The sequence below is a fragment of the Streptomyces sp. NPDC001890 genome (genome assembly GCF_042891445.1).
Lineage (GTDB): Bacteria > Actinomycetota > Actinomycetes > Streptomycetales > Streptomycetaceae > Streptomyces.
Genome location: NZ_JBIATE010000019.1, coordinates 81380 through 104592, shown reverse-complemented (window position 1 = coordinate 104592; position 23213 = coordinate 81380). Strand labels below are relative to the sequence as shown.

At 70.5% G+C, this 23213-nt stretch carries 19 protein-coding genes; 4 read left to right on the top strand and 15 right to left on the bottom strand.

The genetic code is table 11. The annotated features are described in order from the left end of the window. The first annotated feature begins 233 nt into the window (after positions 1 to 233). Positions 234 to 2486 (top strand): DEAD/DEAH box helicase, encoded by a 2253-nt coding sequence (locus ACFYY1_RS32595; protein ID WP_388591963.1) that lies wholly within the window; start codon positions 234 to 236, stop codon positions 2484 to 2486. Positions 2487 to 2543: 57 nt separating this feature from the next. Here ACFYY1_RS32595 and ACFYY1_RS32590 read toward each other — a convergent pair whose 3' ends face one another. Then, on the bottom strand, positions 2544 to 3605 hold the full coding sequence (locus ACFYY1_RS32590) for a multicopper oxidase domain-containing protein (RefSeq protein WP_388591961.1): 1062 nt from the start codon (positions 3603 to 3605) through the stop codon (positions 2544 to 2546). Between the two features lie 194 nt (positions 3606 to 3799). On the opposite strand from ACFYY1_RS32590, the gene ACFYY1_RS32585 reads away from it, so the two are divergent. Next, positions 3800 to 6292 (top strand): ThuA domain-containing protein, encoded by a 2493-nt coding sequence (locus tag ACFYY1_RS32585; RefSeq protein ID WP_388591959.1) that lies wholly within the window; start codon positions 3800 to 3802, stop codon positions 6290 to 6292. Next, entirely contained in the window at positions 6289 to 8523 is a 2235-nt protein-coding gene (locus ACFYY1_RS32580) for an OmpL47-type beta-barrel domain-containing protein (RefSeq protein ID WP_388591957.1), read from the top strand. The genes ACFYY1_RS32585 and ACFYY1_RS32580 overlap by 4 nt, the downstream gene beginning before the upstream one ends. Positions 8524 to 8535: 12 nt before the next feature. On the opposite strand, the gene ACFYY1_RS32575 is transcribed toward ACFYY1_RS32580, so the two are convergent. Both ACFYY1_RS32575 and ligD read right to left on the bottom strand, forming a co-directional pair. Beyond that, complete coding sequence (locus tag ACFYY1_RS32575; protein WP_388591956.1) at positions 8536 to 9615, bottom strand: ABC transporter permease; 1080 nt, start codon at positions 9613 to 9615, stop codon at positions 8536 to 8538. After that, entirely contained in the window at positions 9612 to 10622 is a 1011-nt protein-coding gene (ligD, locus tag ACFYY1_RS32570; RefSeq protein ID WP_388592070.1) for a non-homologous end-joining DNA ligase, read from the bottom strand. Before ligD ends, ACFYY1_RS32575 begins: the two co-directional genes overlap by 4 nt. Before the next feature lie 97 nt (positions 10623 to 10719). Between ligD and ACFYY1_RS32565 the strand changes: the two genes are divergently transcribed. Beyond that, complete coding sequence (locus tag ACFYY1_RS32565) at positions 10720 to 11787, top strand: ATP-dependent DNA ligase (RefSeq protein WP_388592068.1); 1068 nt, start codon at positions 10720 to 10722, stop codon at positions 11785 to 11787. Here ACFYY1_RS32565 and ACFYY1_RS32560 read toward each other — a convergent pair. From ACFYY1_RS32560 to ACFYY1_RS32505, 12 genes are all read right to left on the bottom strand, one after another. Further along, complete coding sequence (locus ACFYY1_RS32560) at positions 11770 to 12975, bottom strand: lytic murein transglycosylase (RefSeq protein WP_388591954.1); 1206 nt, start codon at positions 12973 to 12975, stop codon at positions 11770 to 11772. The genes ACFYY1_RS32565 and ACFYY1_RS32560 overlap by 18 nt on opposite strands. Positions 12976 to 12997: 22 nt before the next feature. Then, positions 12998 to 13765, bottom strand: coding sequence for a hypothetical protein (locus ACFYY1_RS32555; RefSeq protein ID WP_388591952.1), 768 nt, complete (start codon positions 13763 to 13765; stop codon positions 12998 to 13000). 40 nt (positions 13766 to 13805) lie between these two features. Next, positions 13806 to 14303: a hypothetical protein gene (locus tag ACFYY1_RS32550; protein WP_388592067.1), complete on the bottom strand. Its 498-nt coding sequence runs from the start codon at positions 14301 to 14303 to the stop codon at positions 13806 to 13808. Positions 14304 to 14391: 88 nt separating this feature from the next. Then, entirely contained in the window at positions 14392 to 15021 is a 630-nt protein-coding gene (locus ACFYY1_RS32545) for a hypothetical protein (RefSeq protein WP_388591951.1), read from the bottom strand. Beyond that, entirely contained in the window at positions 15018 to 15539 is a 522-nt protein-coding gene (locus tag ACFYY1_RS32540) for a hypothetical protein (RefSeq protein ID WP_388591949.1), read from the bottom strand. Before ACFYY1_RS32540 ends, ACFYY1_RS32545 begins: the two co-directional genes overlap by 4 nt. Continuing rightward, positions 15536 to 16795, bottom strand: a complete 1260-nt coding sequence (locus ACFYY1_RS32535) for an MCE family protein (RefSeq protein ID WP_388591947.1) — start codon at positions 16793 to 16795, stop codon at positions 15536 to 15538. Before ACFYY1_RS32535 ends, ACFYY1_RS32540 begins: the two co-directional genes overlap by 4 nt. Then, the gene (locus ACFYY1_RS32530; RefSeq protein WP_388591946.1) at positions 16792 to 17943 is read right to left on the bottom strand and encodes an MCE family protein; all 1152 of its coding nucleotides are present in this window, start codon (positions 17941 to 17943) and stop codon (positions 16792 to 16794) included. The genes ACFYY1_RS32535 and ACFYY1_RS32530 overlap by 4 nt, the downstream gene beginning before the upstream one ends. Then, positions 17940 to 19049 (bottom strand): MCE family protein, encoded by a 1110-nt coding sequence (locus tag ACFYY1_RS32525; RefSeq protein WP_388591944.1) that lies wholly within the window; start codon positions 19047 to 19049, stop codon positions 17940 to 17942. Before ACFYY1_RS32525 ends, ACFYY1_RS32530 begins: the two co-directional genes overlap by 4 nt. 1 nt (position 19050) lies before the next feature. After that, complete coding sequence (locus ACFYY1_RS32520; protein WP_388591942.1) at positions 19051 to 20070, bottom strand: MCE family protein; 1020 nt, start codon at positions 20068 to 20070, stop codon at positions 19051 to 19053. Then, the gene (locus ACFYY1_RS32515; RefSeq protein ID WP_388591940.1) at positions 20067 to 21098 is read right to left on the bottom strand and encodes an MCE family protein; all 1032 of its coding nucleotides are present in this window, start codon (positions 21096 to 21098) and stop codon (positions 20067 to 20069) included. Before ACFYY1_RS32515 ends, ACFYY1_RS32520 begins: the two co-directional genes overlap by 4 nt. Beyond that, positions 21095 to 22408 (bottom strand): MCE family protein, encoded by a 1314-nt coding sequence (locus tag ACFYY1_RS32510; protein ID WP_388591938.1) that lies wholly within the window; start codon positions 22406 to 22408, stop codon positions 21095 to 21097. Before ACFYY1_RS32510 ends, ACFYY1_RS32515 begins: the two co-directional genes overlap by 4 nt. Next, positions 22408 to 23211, bottom strand: a complete 804-nt coding sequence (locus tag ACFYY1_RS32505; protein ID WP_072485014.1) for an ABC transporter permease — start codon at positions 23209 to 23211, stop codon at positions 22408 to 22410. Before ACFYY1_RS32505 ends, ACFYY1_RS32510 begins: the two co-directional genes overlap by 1 nt. Positions 23212 to 23213: the final 2 nt, after the last annotated feature.

Here is a 23213-nt window from a genome sequence, read left to right as displayed (position 1 = left end):
CCGGACCCGGACACCGTTCGCACAGCAGGTCGCGAGAGCCCGAAGGGCGGCCTGGTCGGCCGCCCGGGGCTCCTTCCCCGAGCGCTCGGCTCCGCCCGAGTGTCCGACTGGTGTCCGGGTCAGGACTCCAGCACCGACCAGCCTGGGCTGTCGGTGCCGCGTGGCACGATAGGAATCGTCCGGGCAGGTGCCGGGCGGGAAGGCAGCCGGGCTGCGCGGACAGAGGGACGTACATGACACAGGCCGGAGCGACGGAGGCCGGGGCGCCCACCGGAAGGGCCGCCCGGGAGCTGCTGACCCGGGCCGAGCGGCTGCTGGAGTCCGCGCGCACCGTGCAGGCCGATCACACCCGCGCCGTCGAAGCCGTGCACACCGCGCTGAAGCCGCTGCTCGACTCCCTCGTCAGCCGGGAGCTCGCCGCCATCCCTGCCGCCAGGCTCAAGGACGTCACGGAGGGCAGGCTGCGCCTCGGCGCGGTCGAGCAGGCCGGTTTCACCACCGTCGGCCAGGTCCACGAGGCCAACCGCTACGAGCTGCGCCAGATCCCCGGGGTCGGCGCGCAGACCGCCGACCAGGTGCTGGCCGCGGCCGGGCAGATCGCCCACGCGGTGCGGGACACGGTCGCGGTCCGGATAGACGTGGACGCCCCGGACGAGGCCACGACCGCGCTGGTCGTCGCACTGCACCGGCTGGTGGAGGCCGGTCCCGACGTCCGGCGGGCGGTGGCCGCGGCGGGCCGGCTCGTCGGGCGCCTCGAACCCCTGCTGGCCGCCGCGGGACCGGCGCGGGGCCGGCTGCGCATGGTGTTCGCCGGGCGGCAGGCCCGCTCCCGGGCGCTGGAGGCCGTCGCCGAGGTGCGGACCGCCGTCGCCGAGGCGGACGAGCGCGAACTGCCCCTGCTCTTCGGGCAGGTCTGTGTGGACCTGCTGCGGAGCGCGGAGTCGGACGTCGCGGCCTGGGTGGATTTCGAGCTGCGGTCCGCCGAGTACTACAGCCTGCTCGCCGAGATGTCCGGCGCCGGGCCGGACCGGGACGCGGCCGAGGGTTTCCTGCCGTCCGGGATGGCGGACCGGGTGCGCGGCCTGCGGCTGGACGACGCCCATCTGCGGGTCTCGCTGCGCGGCTACCAGTCGTTCGGCGCCCGGTTCGCGCTCGCGCAGAAGCGGGTGATCCTCGGTGACGAGATGGGGCTCGGCAAGACCGTGCAGGCCATCGCCGCGCTCGCGCACCTCTCGGCGCGGGGCGAGACACACTTCCTGGTGGTCTGCCCGGCCAGCGTGCTGATCAACTGGGCGCGCGAGATCCGAGCCCGCTCCACTCTGCGCACCCTGCCGGTGCACGGCGCCGAGCGGCAGTCCGCCTTCGACGCATGGCGGCGCGGCGGTGGGGTCGCCCTCACCACGTTCGACGCCCTGCACACCCTCCCGGCCGCCGCGGACTGCGGCACCCGGCCCGGCATGCTGGTGGTCGACGAGGCCCACTACGTCAAGAACCCCGCCACCCGCCGGTCCCGGGCCGTCTCCGGGTGGACGCGGCACACCGAACGGGTGCTGTTCCTGACCGGTACGCCCATGGAGAACCGGGTCGAGGAGTTCCGCAGCCTGGTCCGTCACCTCCAGCCGGAGCTGGCCCCCTCGATACACACCACCCATGGAGCCGCCGGTTCGCTCGCCTTCCGCAGGGCCGTCGCCCCGGCCTATCTGCGGCGCAACCAGGTGGATGTGCTCACCGAACTCCCGGCGCTGGTGCAGGTCGACGAGTGGGAGGAGTTCAGCCCCGGCGATCTCGATGCCTACCGCGAGGCGGTGGGCGCCGGGCACTTCATGCGGATGCGCCGGGCGGCGTACGCCCGGCCCGCCACGTCCGCGAAGCTGAACCGGCTGCGCGAACTGGTCGCCGAGGCCGCGGACAACGGCCTGAAGGTCGTGGTGTTCTCCTACTTCCGCGAAGTGCTGCACACGGTCGGACAGGCCCTGGATTCGCCCGTGTTCGGCCCGTTGTCGGGAAGCCTGCCGGCCGACCGCCGCCAGCGGCTGATCGACGACTTCGCCGCCGTGGACGGTCATGCCGTACTACTGAGCCAGATCCAGGCGGGCGGAGTCGGACTGAACATGCAGTCGGCGTCGGTCGTCATCATCTGCGAACCGCAGATCAAGCCGACGATGGAGCACCAGGCGGTGGCCCGCGCCCACCGGATGGGGCAGATACGGACCGTCCAGGTGCACCGGCTCCTCGCGGCCGACAGCGTCGACGAACGGATGCTGGACATCCTGGCCCGCAAGGAGCGGCTGTTCGACCTGTACGCGCGGCGCAGCGACGTCGCCGAGACGACGCCGGACGCCGTGGACGTGTCGGACGGGGCGCTGGCCCGGCGCATCGTCGAGGAGGAGCAGTTGCGCCTGGCGACGGGAACGGCCGGGGCGGCCGCGGAGGCGGCTGTGGCCGCCGAGGCGGACGGGGCGATGCGGGGAGTGCCGGAGGGCTGACGCCGTCGGGACGCGTGGGTACGCCCCCGACGGCGTCGGGCCTGCGGGCGGGTCGGGTCAGGAGCCGTGCGCCGCCGAATCGTGCGCGGCCGTGCCCTTCGGCGTGTACCTCGCCGTTTCCTTCGGCGCGGCCTTGTCCGGCGCCGCCTCGCCGTGCGCCGTCATGTGGTGCGGTTCGTACCCCGGCACGGTGCCGTCCGGCTTGGCGACCAGCAGCAGTCCGGCCATGCCCATGTCGGAGTGGCTCTGCACATGGCAGTGGTACATCCAGGCACCCGCGCCCACGCGTTCGCCCGCGATGATCTGGAAGCCGAAGGAGTCCGCCGGGCCGACGATCTTCGTGTCGATGACCCGGCTCGGGTCGTCGGGGCCGGTGAGCAGTCCGGTCCGGTTGTCCGCCCAGCGATGACCATGGATGTGGAACGTGTGGTAGTACTCGCCGTGCGTGATCATGACGACTTCGAGCCGGTCCCCCACCGTGGCCTCGAAGTTCGGGCTCTCGTGGGCGGGCTTGTTGTTGATCGTCATGTCGTTGAAGACGATCGTGATCGTCCTGTCCGGCAGGATGTCGCCCTGGCGCCGGACGATCAGCGGACCGTAGAGGCCCTTGCGGATGCCACCGGTGCCGTGATCCGTGCCCACGACATGGTCGTGGTAGTGCCAGTAGCCCGCGCTGCCCGGCTGCCAGGTGCCGTCCTTGCGCCGGCCGGGGGCATGGGTGCGCCAGGTGTAGGTCCGGGTACCGCCCGGTTCGACGATGCTCCGGTTCATCCGGGTGCCGTCGCTCGCGATGTCGTAGTCGACGCCGTGCGCATGGAGGCTGGCCGCCGCATCCGTCGTGTTCTCGAACTCGATGTGCAGGGTGTCGCCCTCGTTGATCTCGATGAGCGGTCCCGGGACCGATGCCTTCCCCTTTTCCAGGCCGTAGCCCAGCCGACCGTCCGCCAGCTTCTCGGCGTACAGCTTGAGATGGCGGACCACACCGCCCGCCGGGGCCGTCTTCGCCGTGGGTTCCGCCGAGCTGGCCTCGATCGCACCGAGGGACAACGATGTCAGGCCGGTCGCGGCCGCCACTGACCCGCCGACCAGCATCCGCCGGTTGAAGCTCCTTCTGTCCATGCCGAACTCCCCACCGATCCAAGGAATTTGGAGCGCCGACTCGCCCCGGACGGCCCACACCGTAGCCGGAGGATCTCCGTTTATCCACAGTCAGGACAAAGTTCGTGCCATTGCCGCCATAGCTATTGGCGGACCACGAAAAGAGGTCTAGCTTCATGCGCTGTTGCAGTGACCAAAGAGGGGTGGGTGACCACATGCAGCGCGCACCACATCGCAGGTCCGGATCGCGACGCGGACTCGCGGCGGGCCTCGCGGCCGGCGCACTGACCGCTTCCCTGCTCGGCGCCAACACGGCCGAGGCCAGGCCCTATCCGGAGCCGCCCGGCTCCCTGGCGACAACGTTGTCCCTGCCGTCGCCGCCGGGCGGCGCCGACGTCAAGGTGCTGGTGTTCCACGCCTCGGCCACCGAGGAGTCCCCGACGGTCGACGCCGGGATCGCGGCGATCGAGAAGATCGGCCTGAGCGGCCCGGAATCCGGCCGGTTCAAGACCGTCGCCACCGACGACCCCGCGGTCTTCACCAACGGCAAGAGGCTCGGCAGGTTCAACGCCGTGGTCTTCCTGACCGGTGGCGGCGACGTCCTCGACCCGGAGCAGGAGGCCGGCCTGGAGGCATACATGGAGGCCGGCGGCGGCTTCCTCGGCATCCATGACGCCGCGCGCACCGAGCCGTACTCGGACTGGTTCACCGGCCTGGTCGGTGCCCGCCCGGCGGCGGACAGCCCGGCCGCCGTGCAGCGCGCCACGGTCGAGATCGGCGACCGGCAGCATCCGGCGACCAAGAACCTCCCGCTGGAGTGGAAGCGCCCCGACAAGTGGCTGAACTGGACGAAGAACCCGTCCGGCGCGGTGCACACCGTGGCCCGGGTACGCGAGATCACCTACAAGCCGGGCGCGAGTGCCAACGGCTGGGACCACCCGGTCTCCTGGTGCCGCGACTACGACGGCGGCCGGTCCTTCTACACGGCGATGGGCGGTACGGCCGACAGCTTCGCGGAGACCGACTTCCGCGACCATCTGCGCGGCGCGCTGGACTGGACGACCCGGATCTCACGGGCCGACTGCAAGGCGACGATCGACTCCAACTACCAGGCCGAGCGGGTCACCCAGCCCAATCAGCCGGGGCAGAACGACCAGATCGGCGAGCCGCACGGCCTGGTCACCGCCCCCGACGGACGCGTGCTGTACATCGGGCGCGGCGGCGCCGACAGCAGCAGGCCGGTCGTCACCGACTGGAACGACCCCGACATCGGCAAGGGCCTCGGGCAGATCCACGTCTACGACCCGAAGACCAAGAAGGTCACCCTCGCCGGCGAGTTGACGGTCTTCGGCAACAAGGGCGGCGGCGACGAGCTGATCAAGGTCGAGGAGGGGCTGCTCGGCATCGAGCTGGACCCGGACTTCGAGACGAACGGCTGGGTGTATCTGCACTACACCCCGCACGCGAAGCTGGACCGCGACAAGCAGATGGCGGTGCGTCAGGTCTCCCGCTTCACCCTGGACCCGGCCACGAACAGGCTGGACCTGTCCTCGGAGAAGGTGCTGCTGAGCTGGCCCGTCCAGGTCCACAGCTGCTGCCACGCGGGCGGTGGGATGGCGTGGGACTCCAAGGGCAACCTGTACATCGCGACCGGGGACAACAACTCCTCCGGCTTCAGCGAGGGTTACTCCGGGAACAATCCGCAGCCGAGCTACAAGGGCGTCTCGTTCGCCGACGCCCGCCGCACCGCGGGCAACACGAACAACCTCAACGGGAAGATCCTGCGGATCCACCCGGAGGACGACGGCACCTACACGCTGCCCGAGGGCAATCTCTTCACCGGCAAGGAGCCCGACGAGGGCGGTGGCAAGACGCGTGGCGAGATCTATGTGATGGGCGTGCGCAACCCGGCCCGGATCTCCATCGACAAGTCGACCGACACGCTGTACGCGGGCTGGGTCGGCCCCGACGCCGGCTCGCCCTCCACCACCTGGGGCCCGGCCAAGTACGACACCTTCGCCGCGATCACCAAGGCGGGCAACCACGGCTGGCCGTACTGCATGGGCAACAAGCAGCCCTACCGGGACCGCAACCTGCCCGACCCCGCCAAGCCGCTCGGCTGGTACGACTGCGACCACCCGAAGAACGAGTCGCCGAACAACGACGGCCTGGTGAACCTGCCGCCGGTCACCTCCAACACCATCTGGTACTCGCCGCAGGGCGGTGGCGTGGACTACCCGCGCGACGCCAACGGCATCCCGAGCTACAAGGCCGAGGAGCAGAAGCAGCTGCTGCCGTGGCTCAAGGGCGGCGGCCAGGCCACGATGAACGGCCCGGTCTACCGGTACGACGCGGCGAGCACCAGCGCCGACAAGTGGCCCTCGTACTGGGACGGCAAGTGGTTCGTCGGTGACTTCTACGACGGCACCCAGCCCCGGCACGCCGTGCTCACCGACCCGAAGACGGTCGGCAAGGGCGGTCTGCCCACCCACGCCGAGTCCCTGCGGAAGATCATCCCGGTCGGGGCCGACGGCATCCGCAACCTGATGGACTGGAAGTTCGCCCCGGACGGTTCGCTGTACGTCCTGGACTACGGGCGCGGCTTCTTCACCTCCGACTCCAAGTCCGCGCTGTGGCGCGTGACGTACAAGGGCGGCGGTCCGACCCCGGCCGCCGGCGATCTGGCCAGGAAGGCGGCGACGCAGTGAGACATCGTCCGGTCCTCTCACGAAGGCGGTACCGTCCGGCGCGGTTGTGGCTGGCGCTGCTGGGTTCGTTCCTGATGGTTCTGGGGCTGACCTCGACGGCGGCGTACGGCCGTACGGCTGCTCCCGCCGAAGCGGCGGCCGACCAGGTCCTCACCTGGACCGCGGGCGACCCCATCGACCACTATCTGTCCGCCCCGAAGACCGCGGTGGCCGGCAAGGCGACCATCGTCTTCGAGAACAGCGCGGCGACCGGCAACACCACCGGGATGCCGCACACCCTCACGTTCAGCGTCTCGGACCCGGAGTTCAACAACGACGTCACGCTGAACATCCTGGCCAACCCGGGCGACGACCAGGGCGGCAGGCACACCGCCGAGGTCACGCTCACGCCCGGCCGGTACTTCTACCACTGCACCATGCCGGGGCACGAGTCGATGCAGGGCATCCTCACCGTGACCGACGGCGGTGGCGGCGAGGACACCACGGCGCCCGGGACCTCGGCGACGGTGAACGGTGACAAGAACGCCGACGGCGCGTACATCGGTCAGGCGACGGTCACCGTCTCGGCGACCGACGACGGCTCCGGCGTGGACACCGTCGAGTACGCGGTCGGGGCGGACGGCGCCTGGCAGCCGTACACCGCGCCGGTCGTGGTGAACGAGGTCGGTGCGCACACCATCCGCTACCGGGCCACCGACAAGGCGGGCAACACCGCGGCCGGGAAATCGGTCGACTTCGCGGTCGCCGCACCGCCGACGGACGACAGGACCCCGCCGGAGACCTCGGCGACCGTGTCCGGCGAGAAGGACGACCAGGGGCGCTACCTGGGCATGGCGACGGTCACCGTGACCGCCTCCGACACCGGGTCCGGCGTCAACACCATCGAGTACGCGGTCGGGGCGGACGGCACCTGGCAGCCGTACACCGCGCCCGTGATGGTCCACGAGACCGGTACGCACACCGTCCGCTACCGGGCCACCGACCGGGCGGGCAACACCGCGGCCGAGAAGTCGGCCGACTTCACCGTCGTCGCACCGCCGACGCAGGACAAGACCCCGCCGGAGACCTCCGCGAAGGTCGAGGGCGCCAAGAACTCCGACAACGCCTACATCACCAGCGCCAAGGTGACCATCACCGCGACCGACGCCGAATCGGGCGTGGACAAGGTCGAGTACTCGCTCGACGGCGGCCCGTACCTCGCGTACACCACCACCGTCATCGTCGACCGCGTCGGCTACCACACCGTCGCCCACCGGGCCACGGACAAGGCCGGCAACACCTCGGTGGCGAAGCAGGTGTCGTTCACCGTCGCGGAGAGCGGCGGCGTACCGGCGCCGAACTGCCCGGAGTTCGACGAGCGGCTCACCGTCATCGTCGGCACGATCGACACCGGGGTCCCCAACCGCGTCACGGGCAACCGCTGCACCATCAACGAGCTGATCGAGGACGAGAAGGACTGGTCGTCGCACGCGCTGTTCCTCAAGCACGTCGACGGTGTCCTCGACAAGCTGCTCGCGGCCGGTGTGATCGACGCCCGTGAGCACAAGAAGATCTACCGGGCGGCCAAGCAGTCGGGGATCGGTATGCCGGGCCAGGACGAGGGCTACAAGAAGCTCTTCGACGGCACGGCGGAGTCCTTCGCCAAGTGGCAGCAGGTCGGAGGCGGCAAGTTCGGGCTGAACCCGGACGGCACGATCACCAGCTCCACGGCGGTCGACGGCATGGGCATGCTCTGGTTCCCGGGCCGGCAGTACGGCGACTTCTCGCTCAAGCTCCAGTGGCGCGACGACGCCCCGGGTGCCGGCAACGCCAACAGCGGTGTGTTCGTCCGCTTCCCGAACGTCCACGACAACCCGGAGGAGCCGCGTCCGGAATGGGTCGCCATCAAGTACGGCCATGAGGTGCAGATCCTCGACCGGCCGGACGGCGACATGTACAAGACCGGCTCGGTCTACGGCTTCGACCGGGTCGGTCTGGCCGGCGCCGGGGTCACCCCCAAGGGCACCTGGAACGACTACGAGATCCGGGTGGTGGACCAGCACTACTCGGTCTACCGCAACGGTGTCCTGCTGAACGAGTTCGACAACAACGGCGGTCAGGTCTTCGAGCCGCCGCGCGGCGACGACCCGGGCACCGACGGCCGGCGGTACGCCTCCGGCTACATCGGGCTCCAGGTCCACAGCACCACGGACGTGGTCTCGTACCGCGACATCCGTATCAAGGAGCTGTAGCCGGGACCGGGTTCAGGTGGCCGTGGCCGCGTGCTGAGGCATGTGGTCACGGCCTCCCGGGTGCCGGTGGCGCCACACCCAGAACACCGTGCAGGAGACGAGCAGCCATCCGGCGAGCACCAGGTACGGGAAGATCCGCTGGTGCCCCTGGTAGTAGACGGCGGCATGCTGGGCATTGACCGAGGCGCCCGGGGGAAGCCAGCGGCCGATGAAACCGAGCACCGACGGCAGCAGCGGCCAGGACACCGCACCGCCGGAGGACGGGTTGCCGAGCATCACCATGAGTCCCCAGGTGGGGAGCATCGCCCAGCGCCCGATCAAAGCGTTGAACATGGTGAAGACCATGCCCGTGGTGAACATGGTGAGGGAGAGGATCATCCACGACTGGACGAACGGCAGGTCGACGGAGCCGAGCAGCCAGTCCACCACGGCGGCGATGGCGAACCCGCCGAGCAGGGCGTAGGCGATGGTGAACCCGATGCGCTCCAGGGGCTCCAGTGCCTTGGCGTGCACACTCAACTGGATCGCACCGACGAACCCGACGATCACCGCGGCGAGCGAGATGTAGAAGAGAGCAAGACCGCGCGGATCGCCCCTTTGCAAGGGCTTCACATCCGTGACCTTCACCGGCACATGGGCCGCTTCCCCCACCTTCAGCGTGGACTCGGCGAGCAGCTGGGCGACCGAGGCTCCGGACGCGCTCGCGATGTCCAGTCCGACCCCGCCGTTCTCGGGCCGCAGGATGGCGAAGACCTTCTGCTCCTCCAGCGCGGTGCGGGCTCCGGCCGCGGTGGCGTACTCGTGGAGCACCAGCGAGGCGTTGAGCTCGTCCTCAAGCCGGTCGAGGAAGACCTTGTCGCGCGGGGTGTCGGGCCGGCCGACCACGGCGGCGGGGATGTTGCGCGGGGTCGGGTTGGCCATCGCGTACGTGTAGGAACCCGCGAAGAGCCCGGCCGCTGCCGCGATGATGAACAGGAGCACGACGGCGGGCAGATACGGGGACGCCTTGAACTCCGCCCATCGGCCGCCGCGGGCCGGGGGCCGGGCATGTGCCCCGTGCGGGGCGGCGGGCTCCGGGTCGGGTGCGCTCATCCCTCGGTGCCCTCGTCGTGCCGGGCCCGGCTCGGCTGGACCCGTTTCGGCTCGCCCGGCATCTTGGGGTACTCCGGCGGGTACGGCATGTCGCCGAGTCCGCGTTCCCGCTCGTCCCGGTCCGCCAGCTCCAGCAGCGCGTCGAGCCGGAAGGCGTGGTCGTCCATGTCCGCGTGCACATCGCCCACCTCGGCGTAGCGCTTGGGCATGGTCCTGATGTCGAAGTCGTCCGGTTCGGCGTCGTCGATCTCCTCCCAGCAGAGCGGGGCGGAGACCGGGGCGTGCGGGCGCGGGCGTACGGAGTAGGCGGAGGCGATCGTGCGGTCGCGGGCGGTCTGGTTGAAGTCGACGAAGATCCGCTCGCCGCGTTCCTCCTTCCACCAGGCCGTGGTCACCCGGTCCGGCATGCGGCGTTCCAGTTCCCGTCCGGCGGCGATGGTGGCCCGTCTGACCTCGGTGAACGTCCACTCCGGGACGATCGGGACAAAGACGTGGATGCCCCGGCCGCCGGAGGTCTTGGGCCAGCCGCGCAGCCCGTGGCCGTCGAGCACGGACCGCAGTTCGTGGGCGGCGCGCACCGCGTCGGCGTAGTCGGTGCCGGGCTGCGGGTCGAGGTCGATGCGCAGCTCGTCGGGGTGGTCGGTGTCGGCGCTGCGGACCGGCCAGGGGTGGAAGGTGAGGGTGCCGAGGTTGGCGGCCCAGATGACGGCGGCGAGCTCGGTGGGGCAGATCTCGTCGGCGGGCCGGCCGCTCGGGAAGGCGATCTCGGCCGTGGGGATCCAGTCGGGGAGGTTCTTCGGGGCCCGCTTCTGGTAGAAGAACTCGCCCTCGACGCCGTCCACGAAGCGCTGGAGGGTGGTGGGCCGGTCGCGCAGCGCGCGGGTGATGCCGGGACCCACGGCCAGGAAGTACTCGGCCACGTCCCTCTTGGTGTAGCCCTTCTCCGGGAAGTAGACCTTGTCCGGACTGGAGAGCCGTACGGCCCGTCCGCCGGCTTCGAGCTCCACTGCTTTCGCCGCTGCACCCATGACGGTCACGGTAGGCCGGGCTCACATATGCCGCATATCGGGAGACTTGCCTGCGGTCATGCGTGAGAATCGGACCATGGATCTGCCGGTGATGCCTCCCGTGAAGCCGATGCTCGCCAAGTCCGTGTCCCGGATCCCGCCCGGCATGCAGTACGAGGCCAAGTGGGACGGCTTCCGGGCGATCGTGCACCGGGACGGCGAGGAGGTGGTGATCGGCAGCCGCACCGGAAAGCCGCTCACCCGCTACTTCCCCGAGCTGGTCGGCGCCGTCCGGGACAATCTGCCGCCGCGCTGTGTGATCGACGGCGAGATCGTGGTCGCGCACGACGGGCGGCTGGACTTCGACCGGCTCAGCGAGCGCATCCACCCCGCCGATTCACGGGTGCGGCTGCTCGCCGAGCAGACCCCGGCCAGCCTGATCGCCTTCGACATCCTGGCGGTGGGGGACGATTCGCTGCTCTCCACCCGGCAGTCCGACCGCCGCGCCGTGCTGGAGGCGGCGCTGTCCGGCGCCTCACCCCCCGTCCACCTCGCCCCGGCGACCACGGACCCGGCCCTCGCCCAGGAGTGGTTCGAGCACTACGAGGGCGCGGGGCTCGACGGTGTGGTGGCCAAGCCGCTCGACCTGCCCTACCGTCCGGACACCCGGGTGATGTACAAGATCAAGCACGAGCGGACCGCGGACTGCGTGGTGGCGGGGTACCGCTTCCATCGGAGCGGCCCGGTCGTCGGCTCGCTCCTGCTGGGCCTGTACGACTCCGACGGCGTGCTCCAGCACGTCGGGGTCTGCGCGGCCTTCTCGATGAAGCGCCGTGAGGAGCTGGTCGCGGAGCTGGAGCCGCTGCGCGTCGATTTCGCCGGCCACCCGTGGGCGGCCTGGGCGGATGCCGAGGCGCACGAGCGGGCCCGGCTGCCCGGGACGCAGAGCCGCTGGTCCGGGAAGAAGGACCAGTCGTGGGTGGCGCTGCGCCCGGAGCGGGTCTGCGAGGTGGCGTACGACCACATGGAGGGCGACCGCTTCCGGCACACCGCCCAGTTCCGCCGCTGGCGGCCGGACCGCACCCCGGCCGGCTGCACCTACGCGCAGCTGGAGGAGGTGGTGCGGTACGACCTGGCCGAAGTGCTGTCAGCCGGTGGACGCTGAGCCGGACGGCGAGGCGCACGGGTCTTCGCTCGTCGTCGGGTCGGGTTCCGGGGATTCGGTTCCGGCCGTGCCGGACGGGTCGGGTGACGCCGGGTCCGTCGGGCAGCCGGGGCCCGGCTCGGAGGTGCTGGGGCCGGGGTCGGGGCTCGTACCGGGGTCCGGGGTGGTCGAGCCGCTGTCGGTGGGACCGGGTGAGGCGGTGCCCGGGTCGGTGGGGTCCGGGGAGAGGGTGGGGTCGGGGGAACCGGTGGGCGTCGGGGTGACGGACGGCGAGGGCTGGTGCGAGCCGCCTGGCTGCGGGCCCACGATGATGCCGCCGCCCGGGGCGCCGGGGCCGCCGACCGGATGCTTCGGCTTGTTCGGTCCGCCCGCGCCGGGGCTCTTGGGGACGGTGCCCTTGCCGTCGGCCACCGGGTGGATGCCCTTGCGGTAGAACTCCAGCCAGGACAGCACGGTGCGCAGATAGGTGTCCGAGTGGTTGTAGCTGAGGATCGCCCGGTCCAGGTCGGCCTTCACCGACAGATCGCGCGGTCCGGCGCAGAGGTAGTGCCCGGCGGCGAGTGCGGCGTCGTAGATGTTGTTCGGGTCGCGCCGCCCGTCGCCGTTCCCGTCCTGCCCCCAGTGGGCCCAGGTCGAGGGGATGAACTGCATCGGGCCGACCGCCCGGTCGTAGTTCCGGTCGCCGTCGTACGCGCCGCCGTCGGTGTCCGGGATGTTGGCGAATCCCGCACCGTTGAGGACCGGCCCGAGGATCGGGGTGAGCGTCGTGCCCTGCGCGTCGACCCGTCCGCCGCCCGCCTGGCCGGACTCGACCTTGCCGATCGCCGCGAGCAACTGCCACGGCAGCCGGCAGCCGGGGTCGGTCTTCCCGAGTGCGCTCTGCGCCTTGCGGTACGCGGCGAGCACCGTGGCCGGGATGCCCGCCTCGGCCCACGACCGGGCGGCGGCCGGAGTCTGCTTCTTCCCGGCCTCCGGCGGCTTCGGCGACTGCAGCGGCGGCAGTTCGGTGTGGTACGAGTCGTCGTTGGGCACGTGCGACCACTTGACCTCGTCGGTGTGGGGGCGCTCCTTCGGCGGCGCTTCGTGAGCGGCGGTTCCCGGTGCCTGGGACGCGGTGAGCGCGGCCATCGCGACGACCGCGGCCGCCGTGCCGCCGAGTCCGCGGCGCATCGTGCCGTTGAACCTCATGCGTGCTCCCCTCTCCCCCGGGTCACCGGGTGAACGTATCGATGGCGGAGATGCGCCAGGCGTCGCCGCGGCGGACGGCGTCCACGGCGAACATGGCCGCCGCGTAGGTCGTCTCGTCCGACTTGCCGGTACGGGTGTTGCTCTGGTCGGCGAAGATCAGCAGCCGGGCCCGGTCGCCGTCCAGGAGTTCCACGCCGCTGTCGGTGACGGTGGTGGTCAGCACGAGCTTCTGCTTCTGCCCCTGGGCCCGGACCTGGGCGAGCATGTCCTTGTGCTGCTGCACCGCCTTGCCTACCAGGTGGGTCCTGGCCGCCTCCTCGGAGTTGGCGGGCGAGGCGTAGTTGTACGAGAAGACCGCGCCGACGGCGTCGGCGATCTGGCCCTTCACCTCGCTGGTGCGGCCGATGTCGGTGAGGGCGGTGTTCTGCCGGGACGGGTCGTCGCGCAGGCTGCCGGCCGAGGTGAACTCCCAGGCGGCGAAGGCCCCGAGCAGCACGGTGAGGGCGCACAGGACGGCGGGAAGCCGGACGCGGAGGCGGGAGGGCCGCGCGCCGCCCGGATCCTTCTTCTCCCGGACCGCCGCTGTTCCATCGGCCTCTGCCGGGTCGGCGTCGTCCCCGGCCCCGTCCTCGGTGGCCCCGTCCTCGGCCGCGGTGTCCTTCGCGGACGGGTCCGGCACCGGCTCGTCGAGGTCCGGGGTCGAGGGCCCGCGCGCCGGGGCTGCGGCGCGTTCCGCGGCGACGGTGGCCAGGCGGCGCTGACGGTTGACGAGGTGACGGGTCGTCGACATGTCCGGGGTCCTCTCGGTGGCGGGGTGGGGGTCGGTGGCGTCAGCCGGCCGTGTTGCCGACGGGTGCCTGGCCGAGGGCGCTGAGCTTCCACCCCTCGGAGGTACGGCTGAGTTGGCCGAGCATCCGGCTCTCCTTCACCGCGGGCTTGCCCTTCGGCGCGGTCACGGTGACCCGCAGCGCCACCATCACTCCGGCCTTCCCGGCCCGGTCGTCGAGTTCGGTCACCGCCCCGGACAGGATCTGGGCCGTGCTGACCGTCTTCGCCTCCTGGATCTGCTTCACGAACGCGTCCCGCCCGTCCACGAGTTGCTGGTGCAGATCGCCGGTGGTGGAGTCCTCCCAGCTGTCCAGGCCCTTCGCCAGCTTCCGGTGGTCCAGCGTGTTCATGTTCTGCACGGCCTGCTCGCCCGCGGCCAGCGCCTCGTCGCGCGCCTGCGCGTACGCCGCCGACTCGTCGTGCGCGGCCTCGTAGCGGGAGACGCCGCCCCAGGCCGCCGCACTGGCCGCCACGACCGTCAGCACGACCGCCGCCGCCATCAGCGGGTTCCTCGTGATCCGTACCCGTGCCATTGCTGTCTCTCCCCTGCCGGCCGATCCGTACCGAGTTGCGCGAGTGTGGGCACTGCTATCTGGAGGTGATCTCGACCACGACCCAGTGGCCGTCCCGGAGTCGGGCGGTGACGGAGAGCTGCGCGGCCGCCGTGGTGGCCGGCTTGCCCTCCCGCTCGTAGACCTGGTCGAGGAAGACCAGCAGGTGGGCGCTGTTCTCCGTCAGCCGGGTCACTCCGGCGCGCACGACATGAGTGGTGAGGGTCAACTTCTGGTCGGCGGCCTGCTTCTCGACCTGGCCGAACAGGGCGGCGTACTGCTGGAGCGCCTTGCCGGCCAGGAGCTGCTTCGCCGCTTCCTTGGTGACGGCGGTGGCCTGCGGGCTGTAGGAGAAGACCTTGCCGAGTGCGTTGCTGACATCGCCCGCGACCCGAGTGGTCGCCTCGCTGTCGGTCAGCGCGCGGTTCGAGGTGGCGGGGGTGTCGCGCAGCGCCCTGCCCTGGGCGAAGAGCACACCGCCGGCCGCGAGCAGCACGACGGCCAGGACCGCCGCCACGGCGCGCGGCCACCGCCGGACCGGGCCGGGCGGGTCCGGCTGTCCCTCGTCGGTGGCCGCGTCGGGTCCCTCCGCGGCCGCTTCGCGTTCCTCGACGTCCCGCGCGTCCACGTCCGTGCTCACGACCGCCGTCCCTCCCCGCTGTTTCATGCGCCGCTCCCGACCGGGATCGCCGTGAGCGCCTTGACCTTCCAGCCGTCCTCGGTCCGGGACAGCGTGGCCTCGAAGCGCTTGCGTTCGGTGCCGCTCCTTCCGGTGCGCGGGGTGACCTCGACATCGACGGTCGCGATCAGCTCCGCCGTCCCGGTCCGCTCGTCGAGCGCGGTGAGCGCCGCGTCGGTGACTTTCCCGTGTGCGGTGGCACCGGACTTGGTCAGTTCCTTGGCGTCCTTGCTCCGGGTCCGTCCCAGCTGGTCGTGGAGCGGCCCGGTCGATGCGTCGAGCCAGGCGCCGAGGCCGGCGTCCACGCTTCTGGCGTCCTTGGCGTCGAGGCTGTTCAGCCGGGCGAGGTGGTGCTTCCCGTCGGCCAGTGCGGCATCGCGGCTCTTCGCGTACGCCAGGTCGTCGTCGCCGCGCGCCCGCGCGTACGACCAGCCGCCGAGGGCGCAGACCAGCGCCGCGACGAGCAGCACCGCCCAGCCGGTCAGGGTCCTGGTCCGGGGCGTCATCGGCCGCCTTCCTGTCCGAGGCCCAGCAGTCCGGCCATGCCGTCCCCGGCCGCCGGGCTCCGGCCGGTGACACCGAGCGCGCCCGGGAGCCGGTCCGCGTCGCCGCCCAGCAGCATCGAGCCGGGCTTGGCCGGTTCGGGCACGGCGCCGCCCTTCGGAGCGTTGGCGCTGCCCCGGACGTTGATGCCGGTGCCGGGCGAGGAGGTGCAGCGGGCCTTGGTGTTGACCGGCGGCCCGGCCGAGGTGTCCAGTCCGCTGCGGTAGACGGTGCCGCCGTATCCGGCGGTGCAGGGCAGGGGTTCGAAGAAGGTGACCGACATGCCGAACCGGGCGCCGTTCTCGTCGATCGCGCTGGCCCCGGCAGCGGCCACCGCGGGCAGTTTCACCAGGAGTTCCTCGATGCCGCGCTGCCGGGTGACGGCGACCTCGGAGGTGGTGAGGAGGTTGGCGACGACGACACCGAAGCTCGGGTCGATGTCCCGCAGCAGCCCGCTGATCTGTCCGGTCGCGTCGGGGGCGACCGCGATCAGCTTGCGCAGATCGGTGTCGGAGCTCTTGAGCTGGGCGGCCAGTTCCTCGGCCCCGGAGGCGAAGCCCTTGAGCGCTTCGCCCTGTTCGGCCTGGGTGCGCAGCACGGTCCGGCCGTCGGCCATCAGCCGGATGTTGACGGGCAGTGCGTCGTCCGCCGCCTGGACGAATTCGCTCCCGGTGTCCAGCAGCACCTGGAGGTCGTCGCCGCGCCCCTCGAACGCGGTGCCGAACTCGTCGACGACCGTGCGCAGGGACTCCAGGTCGACCGAGCCCGCCAGGTCGTTGACACTGGTGAGGACATCGGTGACGGGCGCGGGGACGGTCGTGTCGGCCTGGTCGATGACGGAGCCGTTCGCCAGGTACGGGCCCTCGGTGCGGGTGGGCCGCAGGTCGACGTACTGCTCGCCGACAGAGGAGAGACTGGCGACGACGGCCTTGAGGCCGTCCGGGATCTTCGGGGCGTCCTTCTCGATGCGCAGTTCGGCCTCGACTCCGTCGTCGGTGAGCTCGATCGGCCCGACCCGGCCCACCGACACGCCGCGGTAGGTGACGTTGGAGTGGGTGTACAGCCCTCCGGTGCGCGGGAGTTGGACCGTGACGGTGTAGTAGCTGCGCAGCCCGATGTAGTGGCCGAGGTCGGCGTAGCGCACTCCGAGAAAGCCGAGCACGAGCACCGCGATGATCAGGAAGGAGATGTTCTTGAGCCGGATGGCGAGGGTGATCATCGGCTGCTCCCGTTCGTGCCCGCCGTCGGGACCTGGGGAAGGGGCAGCGGCGGTGCCTGCCCGGACCGGCTCGAAGCGGCCCCGGTCGCCGGAGGGGCCGCCGGGACGATCGGCGGGATGATCTGCGTGCCGGGCACGGCCGTCAGATCCAGGTAGACGTTGAGGTAGTCGCCCTTCACCCCGCGCAGCACCTCGTCGGTGAACGGGTAGGTGAGCAGCACCTGGAGGGAGTCGGGCAGGTCGCGTCCGGAGTCGGCGAGCGCCTTGAGGCTGGGGGCGAGGGCCTTGAGGTCGGCGATCATGTCGGCCTTGCTCTTGTCGACCGTGTCGACTGCCACGGTGGAGAGGGTGTCGAGTGAGCGCAGCATGGTGAGGAGCGAGCCGCGCTGCTTCTCCAGGACCTTCAGTCCGGGGCTGAGCCCGGTGAGGACCGTGCCGACGTCCTGTTTGCGGGTGGCGAGGGTGGCGGAGAGCCGGTTCACTCCGTCGAGGGCGTCGGTGATGTCCTTCTTGTGGCCGTCCAGGTTGGTCACGAGGGTGTTGACCCGGCCGAGCATGGAGCGCATCTGGGGTTCGCGTCCGGCGAGTGCCTTGTCGAGCTCGGTGGTGATGGTCTTGAGCTGGTTGACGCCACCGCCGTTGAGCAGCATCGACAGGGCGCCGAAGACCTCTTCGACCTCGGGGTTCCGGTTGGTGCGGGTCAGCGGGATCCGGTCCCCGTCGGCGAGCCTGCCCTGTGCGGTGCCGCGTGCCGGGGCGGCGAGCTGGATGTACTTCTCGCCGAGGAGGCTGGACTGTTCCAGGTGGGCGTAGGCGTTGGCGGGCAGGTCGACCTTGCCGTTGACCCGCATGGTGACCTTGGCGTTCCAGCTGCCCGAGCCCAGGGAGACCTTGGTGACCCGGCCGACGGCGACGTCGTTGACCTTGACCGATGCCTGCGGGGCGAGGCTGAGTACGTCGGCGAATTCCGCGGTGATCTCGTACGGGTGGTCGCCGAGGTCGGCGCCGCCGGGCAGCGGCACCTGGTCGATCCCGGTGAACGAGGGCAGGCCGGAGGAGGTGACGACGAGGGCCAGGCCGACGCCCACGGCCAGCACCGCGGCGATGCCGGTCGTGCGGGGTCCGGGTCCGCGCAGCGTACGGCTCATCGGTTCGCCCCCTTCTTTTCCGTGGCGGTCTTCGCCGGGGTGCCGTAGACGGTCCCGACGGCCGGGAGCGGCAGGGTGGGCAGCGCCTTGCGCCGTGCGCTGTCCACCGGGGTGAGGCCGGCGAGTCCGGCGGCCTCGGTGAGCGGTCCCATGGAGAGCTCGTTGAGGTCGGTGCGGCCGTTGAGGGTGCGGTTGACCGGGTCGTAGGCGTTGACGACGTTGCCGGCGGCGAGCGGCAGTGTGTCCATCGCCTCGGCGAGCGAGGCCCGCTGGTCGACCAGGGTCTGGGTGAGCGGCACCAGGGCGTCGACGTTCGCCTTCAATGCACCGCGGTTCTTCTGGATGAAGCCCTTGACCTGGCCGAGTGCGGTGCCGAGTTCCTTCAGTGCGGCGCCGAGGTTCTCCTTGTCCTCGGCGAGGAAGCCGGTGACCGAGTTGAGCTGCTGTTCGGCGGCCCGCACGTTGCCGTCGTTCTCCTTCAGCATGGTGGTGAAGGTCTGGAGGTAGGACAGCGTGTCGAAGAGGTTCCCGCTGCTGTTGTCGAGCGTCTTGGTGGCCTTGCCGAACTGCTCGATGGAGTCCCCGATGGCCTTGCCGTTGCCGTCGAGGTTCTTGGCGCCGGTGTCGAGGAGTCCGGACAGGGCGCCGTCGGCGTTGGCTCCTTCCGGGCCGAGCGCCTTGGACAGCTCCGTGATGGAGTCGTACAGCTGGTCCACCTCGACGGGCGTGGCGTTGTTCGCGGCCGGAAGCACGGCGCCCGCGGCGAGTTCCGGTCCGCCGTCGTAGGCGGGGGCGAGCTGGACGTAGCGGTCGGCGACGAGGCTGGGCGCGACGACCACGGCGTGCGCGGCCGCGGGGACCTTGACGCCCTTGTCGACGCGCAGGACCACCTTGACCTCCTTGCCGCGGGGCGTGACCGATTCGACCCGGCCGACCCGGACGCCGAGGATCCGCAGGTCCGATCCGGCGTAGACACCGGTGGCCTGGTCGAAGTAGGCGGTGACGGTCGTCGTTCCCTCGTCGTCCATGGCCAGCACGCCGGTGGTGGCCGCGACGGCCACCACCGCGAGTCCGGCGCCGATGCCGACGATGCGCTTCATTCTCATGTCAGCGACCGCCTTGCTGCTTGGGTGGCTTGCACTCGGCCCCGGCGGGTGTGCCCGCGGGCAGGTACTCCTTCGGGACGACGCCGCAGACGTAGTTGTCGAACCAGCGGCCGCTGCCGAGGGTGTTGCCGACGAGCCGGCTGTACGAGCCGGCGAGCGAGAGCACCTTGTCGAGGCTCTTGCGGTTCTTCACCAGGACGGCGGTGACCCGGCCGAGCGAGTCCAGGGTGGGCTTCAGCTGCTTGTTGTTGTCCTTCACCAGGCCGGTGAGCTGGGTGCCCAGGTTCTTGGTGCCGGTGAGCAGCTGGTGGATGGAGTCGCGGCGGGCCTGGATCTCACCGAGGAGCAGGTTGCCGTCCTCCAGCAGGGTTTCGAAGCTGCTCTTCTTGTTGGCGAGCGTCCTGGTGAGCTGCTTGCTGCCCTTGAGGAGGGTGGCGAGCTGGGCGTCCCGTTCGGAGACGGTCTTCGAGAGGGCGGAGAGTCCTTCGGCCGCGCTCTTCACGTCCGGCGGGGAGTCCTTGAAGGTGGCGGAGATCGTCTCGAAGCTCTTGGCGAGCTGTGCGGTGTCGATCTCGCCGATGGTCTCGCCGAGTCCGTTGAATGCCTGGGTGACGTCGTACGGGGAGGCGGTGCGGCTCGCCCCGATGCGCTCGTCCGGGTCCTGCGGGGCGTCGCCCAGCGGGTCGACGGCGAGGTACTTCTCGCCGAGCAGGGTCTTGATGGCGATGCCCACGGTGGAGGAGTTGCCGATCCAGACGTCCTTGACCTTGAAGCCGACCTTCACCTTGGGGCCGTCGAGCGAGACGCCGGTGACCTCGCCGACCTTCACTCCGGCGACGCGTACCTCGTCGCCCTCGCTCAGTCCGGCGGACTCGGTGAAGTCGGCGCTGTAGGTGGTGCCGCCGCCGATGAAGGGCAGCGAGTCGGCGCGGTAGGCGCCCAGGCCGATGAGGGCGAGGACGACCAGGCCCACGACGGCCACGGCGACGGGGTTGCGTTCCCGTACGGGTTTGATCCTCATGACTGGCACCTCGGCTTCCGTACCTCGATGCCGGTGGGCGGGGCGCTGCCGTCCTCGGTCGTCACTCCGCCGACCTTGGCCTCGCAGAGGTAGAGGTTGAGCCAGGAGCCGTACGAGGTGAGCCTGCTGATCGCCGCCATCTTGGCCGGGGTCTTCTGCAGGAAGCTCTCGATCTGCGGGGTGCCCTTGCCCAACTGGTCGGAGAGGCGCCCGAGTTGCTTGATGTCGCTCTTGAGGGGTGCCCGGCCGTCTTCGAGGAGGTCCGCGGTGACGGTGGTGAGCGCGCCCATGGCGGTGACCGCCTTGCCGAGCGGTTTGCGGTCGCCGGAGAATCCCGTGACGAGCTTCTGCAGGGTGTCGACGAGGTCGTCGAAGCCGGCCTCGCGGTCGTTGACGGTCTTCAGGACCGTGTTGAGGTTCTTGATCACCTCGCCGATCACCTTGTCCTTGGCGGCGACCGTGCCGGTCAGCGAGCCGACGTGCGAGAGGATGCTGTCCACGGTGCCGCCCTCGCCCTGGAGCACCTGGACGATGGAGCCGGCCAGCTGGTTGACGTCGGGCGGGGAGAGCCCTTCGAAGAGCGGCTGGAAGCCGTTGAAGAGCTGGGTGAGGTCGAGCGCCGGGGTGGTGCGGGAGACCGGGATGGTCGCTCCGGCGGCGAAGCTCCGGCCGACCGGCCCGGCCCCCTGGTCGAGGTCGATGTAACGCTGGCCGACCATGTTGAGGTACTTGATCGAGGCGGTCACCGACGCGGGGAGCTTGCGCCCCTTGCGCACGGCGAAGCCGACCTCGGCGAGCCTCTTGTCGGCCACCCGGATGGATTCGACCTGGCCGACCTTGACCCCGGCGATCCGGACGCTGTCGCCGACGACCAGTCCGGTGGCGTCGGTGAACCTGGCCCTGTACGTGGTGGTGTCGCCCACGCTCGTGTTGGCGATGGACAGCGCCAGCACGGTGGTGGCCAGCACGGTCACCAGGATGAAGACGATGGATTTCGTGAGCGGAGCGGCGAGAGAGCGGCGCTTCACTTGAGCTTCACCTCCGCACCGCGGAAGGCCGGACCGATGAGCACGCTGCTCCAGTCGGGCAGGGTCTGCGGCTGGACCTTCAGTGAGGGAGCGACCAGCTCGTTGACGAGCCGGCTCTCCTGCGGGGAGTTGGGCATGCCGAGACCGGACTTCGGGTCGGGCGGCGTCGCGCCGGCCGGTTCTTCGGCGGTTGTCGTGCCGGGTGCGGTGACCGGCGTCGCCGCGCGGGTGTCCGCGGTCGGTACGGCCTTGCCCACGTACGGCACGGAGTAGCAGTGCGGTCCGCCGGTCGCGTCGTAGACCGGGGTGTCCTTGCCGGGCACGTACTTGCCCTGGGACTTCACGGACTTGATGGTGACGTGGAGGCCGGGCCTGTCGGTGCCCTTGCCGAGCGCCTTGTCCATGGCCGGGACGAAGCCGGCCAGGGTCCGCAGGGTGCAGGGGAATTCGGCGGAGTACTTCGCCAGCAGTTCCAGCGTCGGCCTGCTCTCGGCGGAGAGCCGGATCAGGTTGTCCTTGTTCTCCCGCAGGAACGAGGTGAGGTCCTGGGCGGAGGCGGTCGTGGACCCGTACAGCCCGGCGAGTTGTGCCTGCTGCTCGGCGATGGTGCCGCTGGTGGTGGTGAAGTCGGTGAGTGCGTCGAGGATGTCGGGTGCGGCGTCCCCGTACACCTTGCTCACCTTGACGAGTTCCTTGATGTCGGCGTTGAGCGTGGACAGCTGGGGGTTGAACTTCGCCAGATGCGCGTCGAGCGTGGCGAGGGTGTCGCCGAGCTTCTCGCCGCGCCCTTCGAGTGCCTGGGAGACCGCGCCGAGGGTGGCGGCGAGCTTCTCCGGCTTGACGGCGGTCAGCAGCGGCAGGACGTTATCGAGGACCTCCTCCAGCTCGATGGCGTTGCTGGAACGGTCCTGCGGGATGACGGAGCCGGCCCGCAGCGGCTGCGTGGAGGGCAGCTCGGGCGGTACGAGGGCGACGAACCGCTCCCCGAACAGCGTGGTGGGCAGCATCTGGGCCGTCACGTCGGCCGGGATCCGGTCGAGCTTGTCGGGGTTGATGGCCAGGGTGAGCCGGGCCCCTTTCCCGTCCGCGGCGATGTCGCGGACCTGGCCGACGACGACGCCGCGCAGCTTCACATCGGCGTTGTCGTGCATCTCGTTGCCGACGCTGGAGGTGCGTACGGTCACGGTGGCGTCGTCGGTGAAGTCCTTCCGGTACACCGAGACCGAGAACCAGACGAGTACGGCGGGTACGAGGAGGAAGGTGACTCCGGCGAGTCTGCGGCGGACGGTCTGCGTCCGGTGGGATTTCATCAGCCGGCCACCTTCACCGTCGTGGTCGCGCCCCAGATGGCGAGCGAGAGGAAGAAGTCGGTGACGCTGATGAGCACGATGGCGTTGCGCACCGACCGCCCGACCGCGACGCCCACACCGGCGGGCCCGCCGGTGGCGTGGAAGCCGTAGTAGCAGTGCGCGAGGATCACCATCACGCTGAAGATCAGCACCTTGAGCACCGAAAGCAGCACGTCGTCCGGGGAGAGGAAGAGATTGAAGTAGTGGTCGTAGGTGCCCGCGGACTGGCCGTTGAACAGGACCGTGATGTAGCGGGACGCCAGGTACGAGGAGAGCAGCCCGATCGCGTACAGCGGGATGATCGCGACGACCCCGGCGATGATCCGGGTGGAGACGAGATACGGCATGGACCGCACCCCCATCGCCTCCAGGGCGTCGACCTCCTCGTTGATCCGCATCGCGCCGAGCTGGGCGGTGAAACCCGCGCCGACGGTCGCGGAGAGCGCGAGTCCGGCGACGAGCGGGGCGATCTCGCGGGTGTTGAAGTAGGCGGAGATGAAGCCGGTGAAGGCCGAGGTGCCGATCTGGTTGAGGGCCGCGTATCCCTGGAGGCCGACGACGGTGCCGGTGAAGAGCGTCATCGCGACCATCACGCCGATGGTGCCGCCGATGACACCGAGACCGCCACTGCCGAAGGCCACTTCGGCCAGCAGCCGCTGGACCTCGCGCAGATAGCGGCGCAGGGTCCGCGGAACCCAGATCAACGCACGTACGTAGAAGGTGAGTTGTTCACCTGATCGGTCGAGCCAGCTGAGCATCGACATCG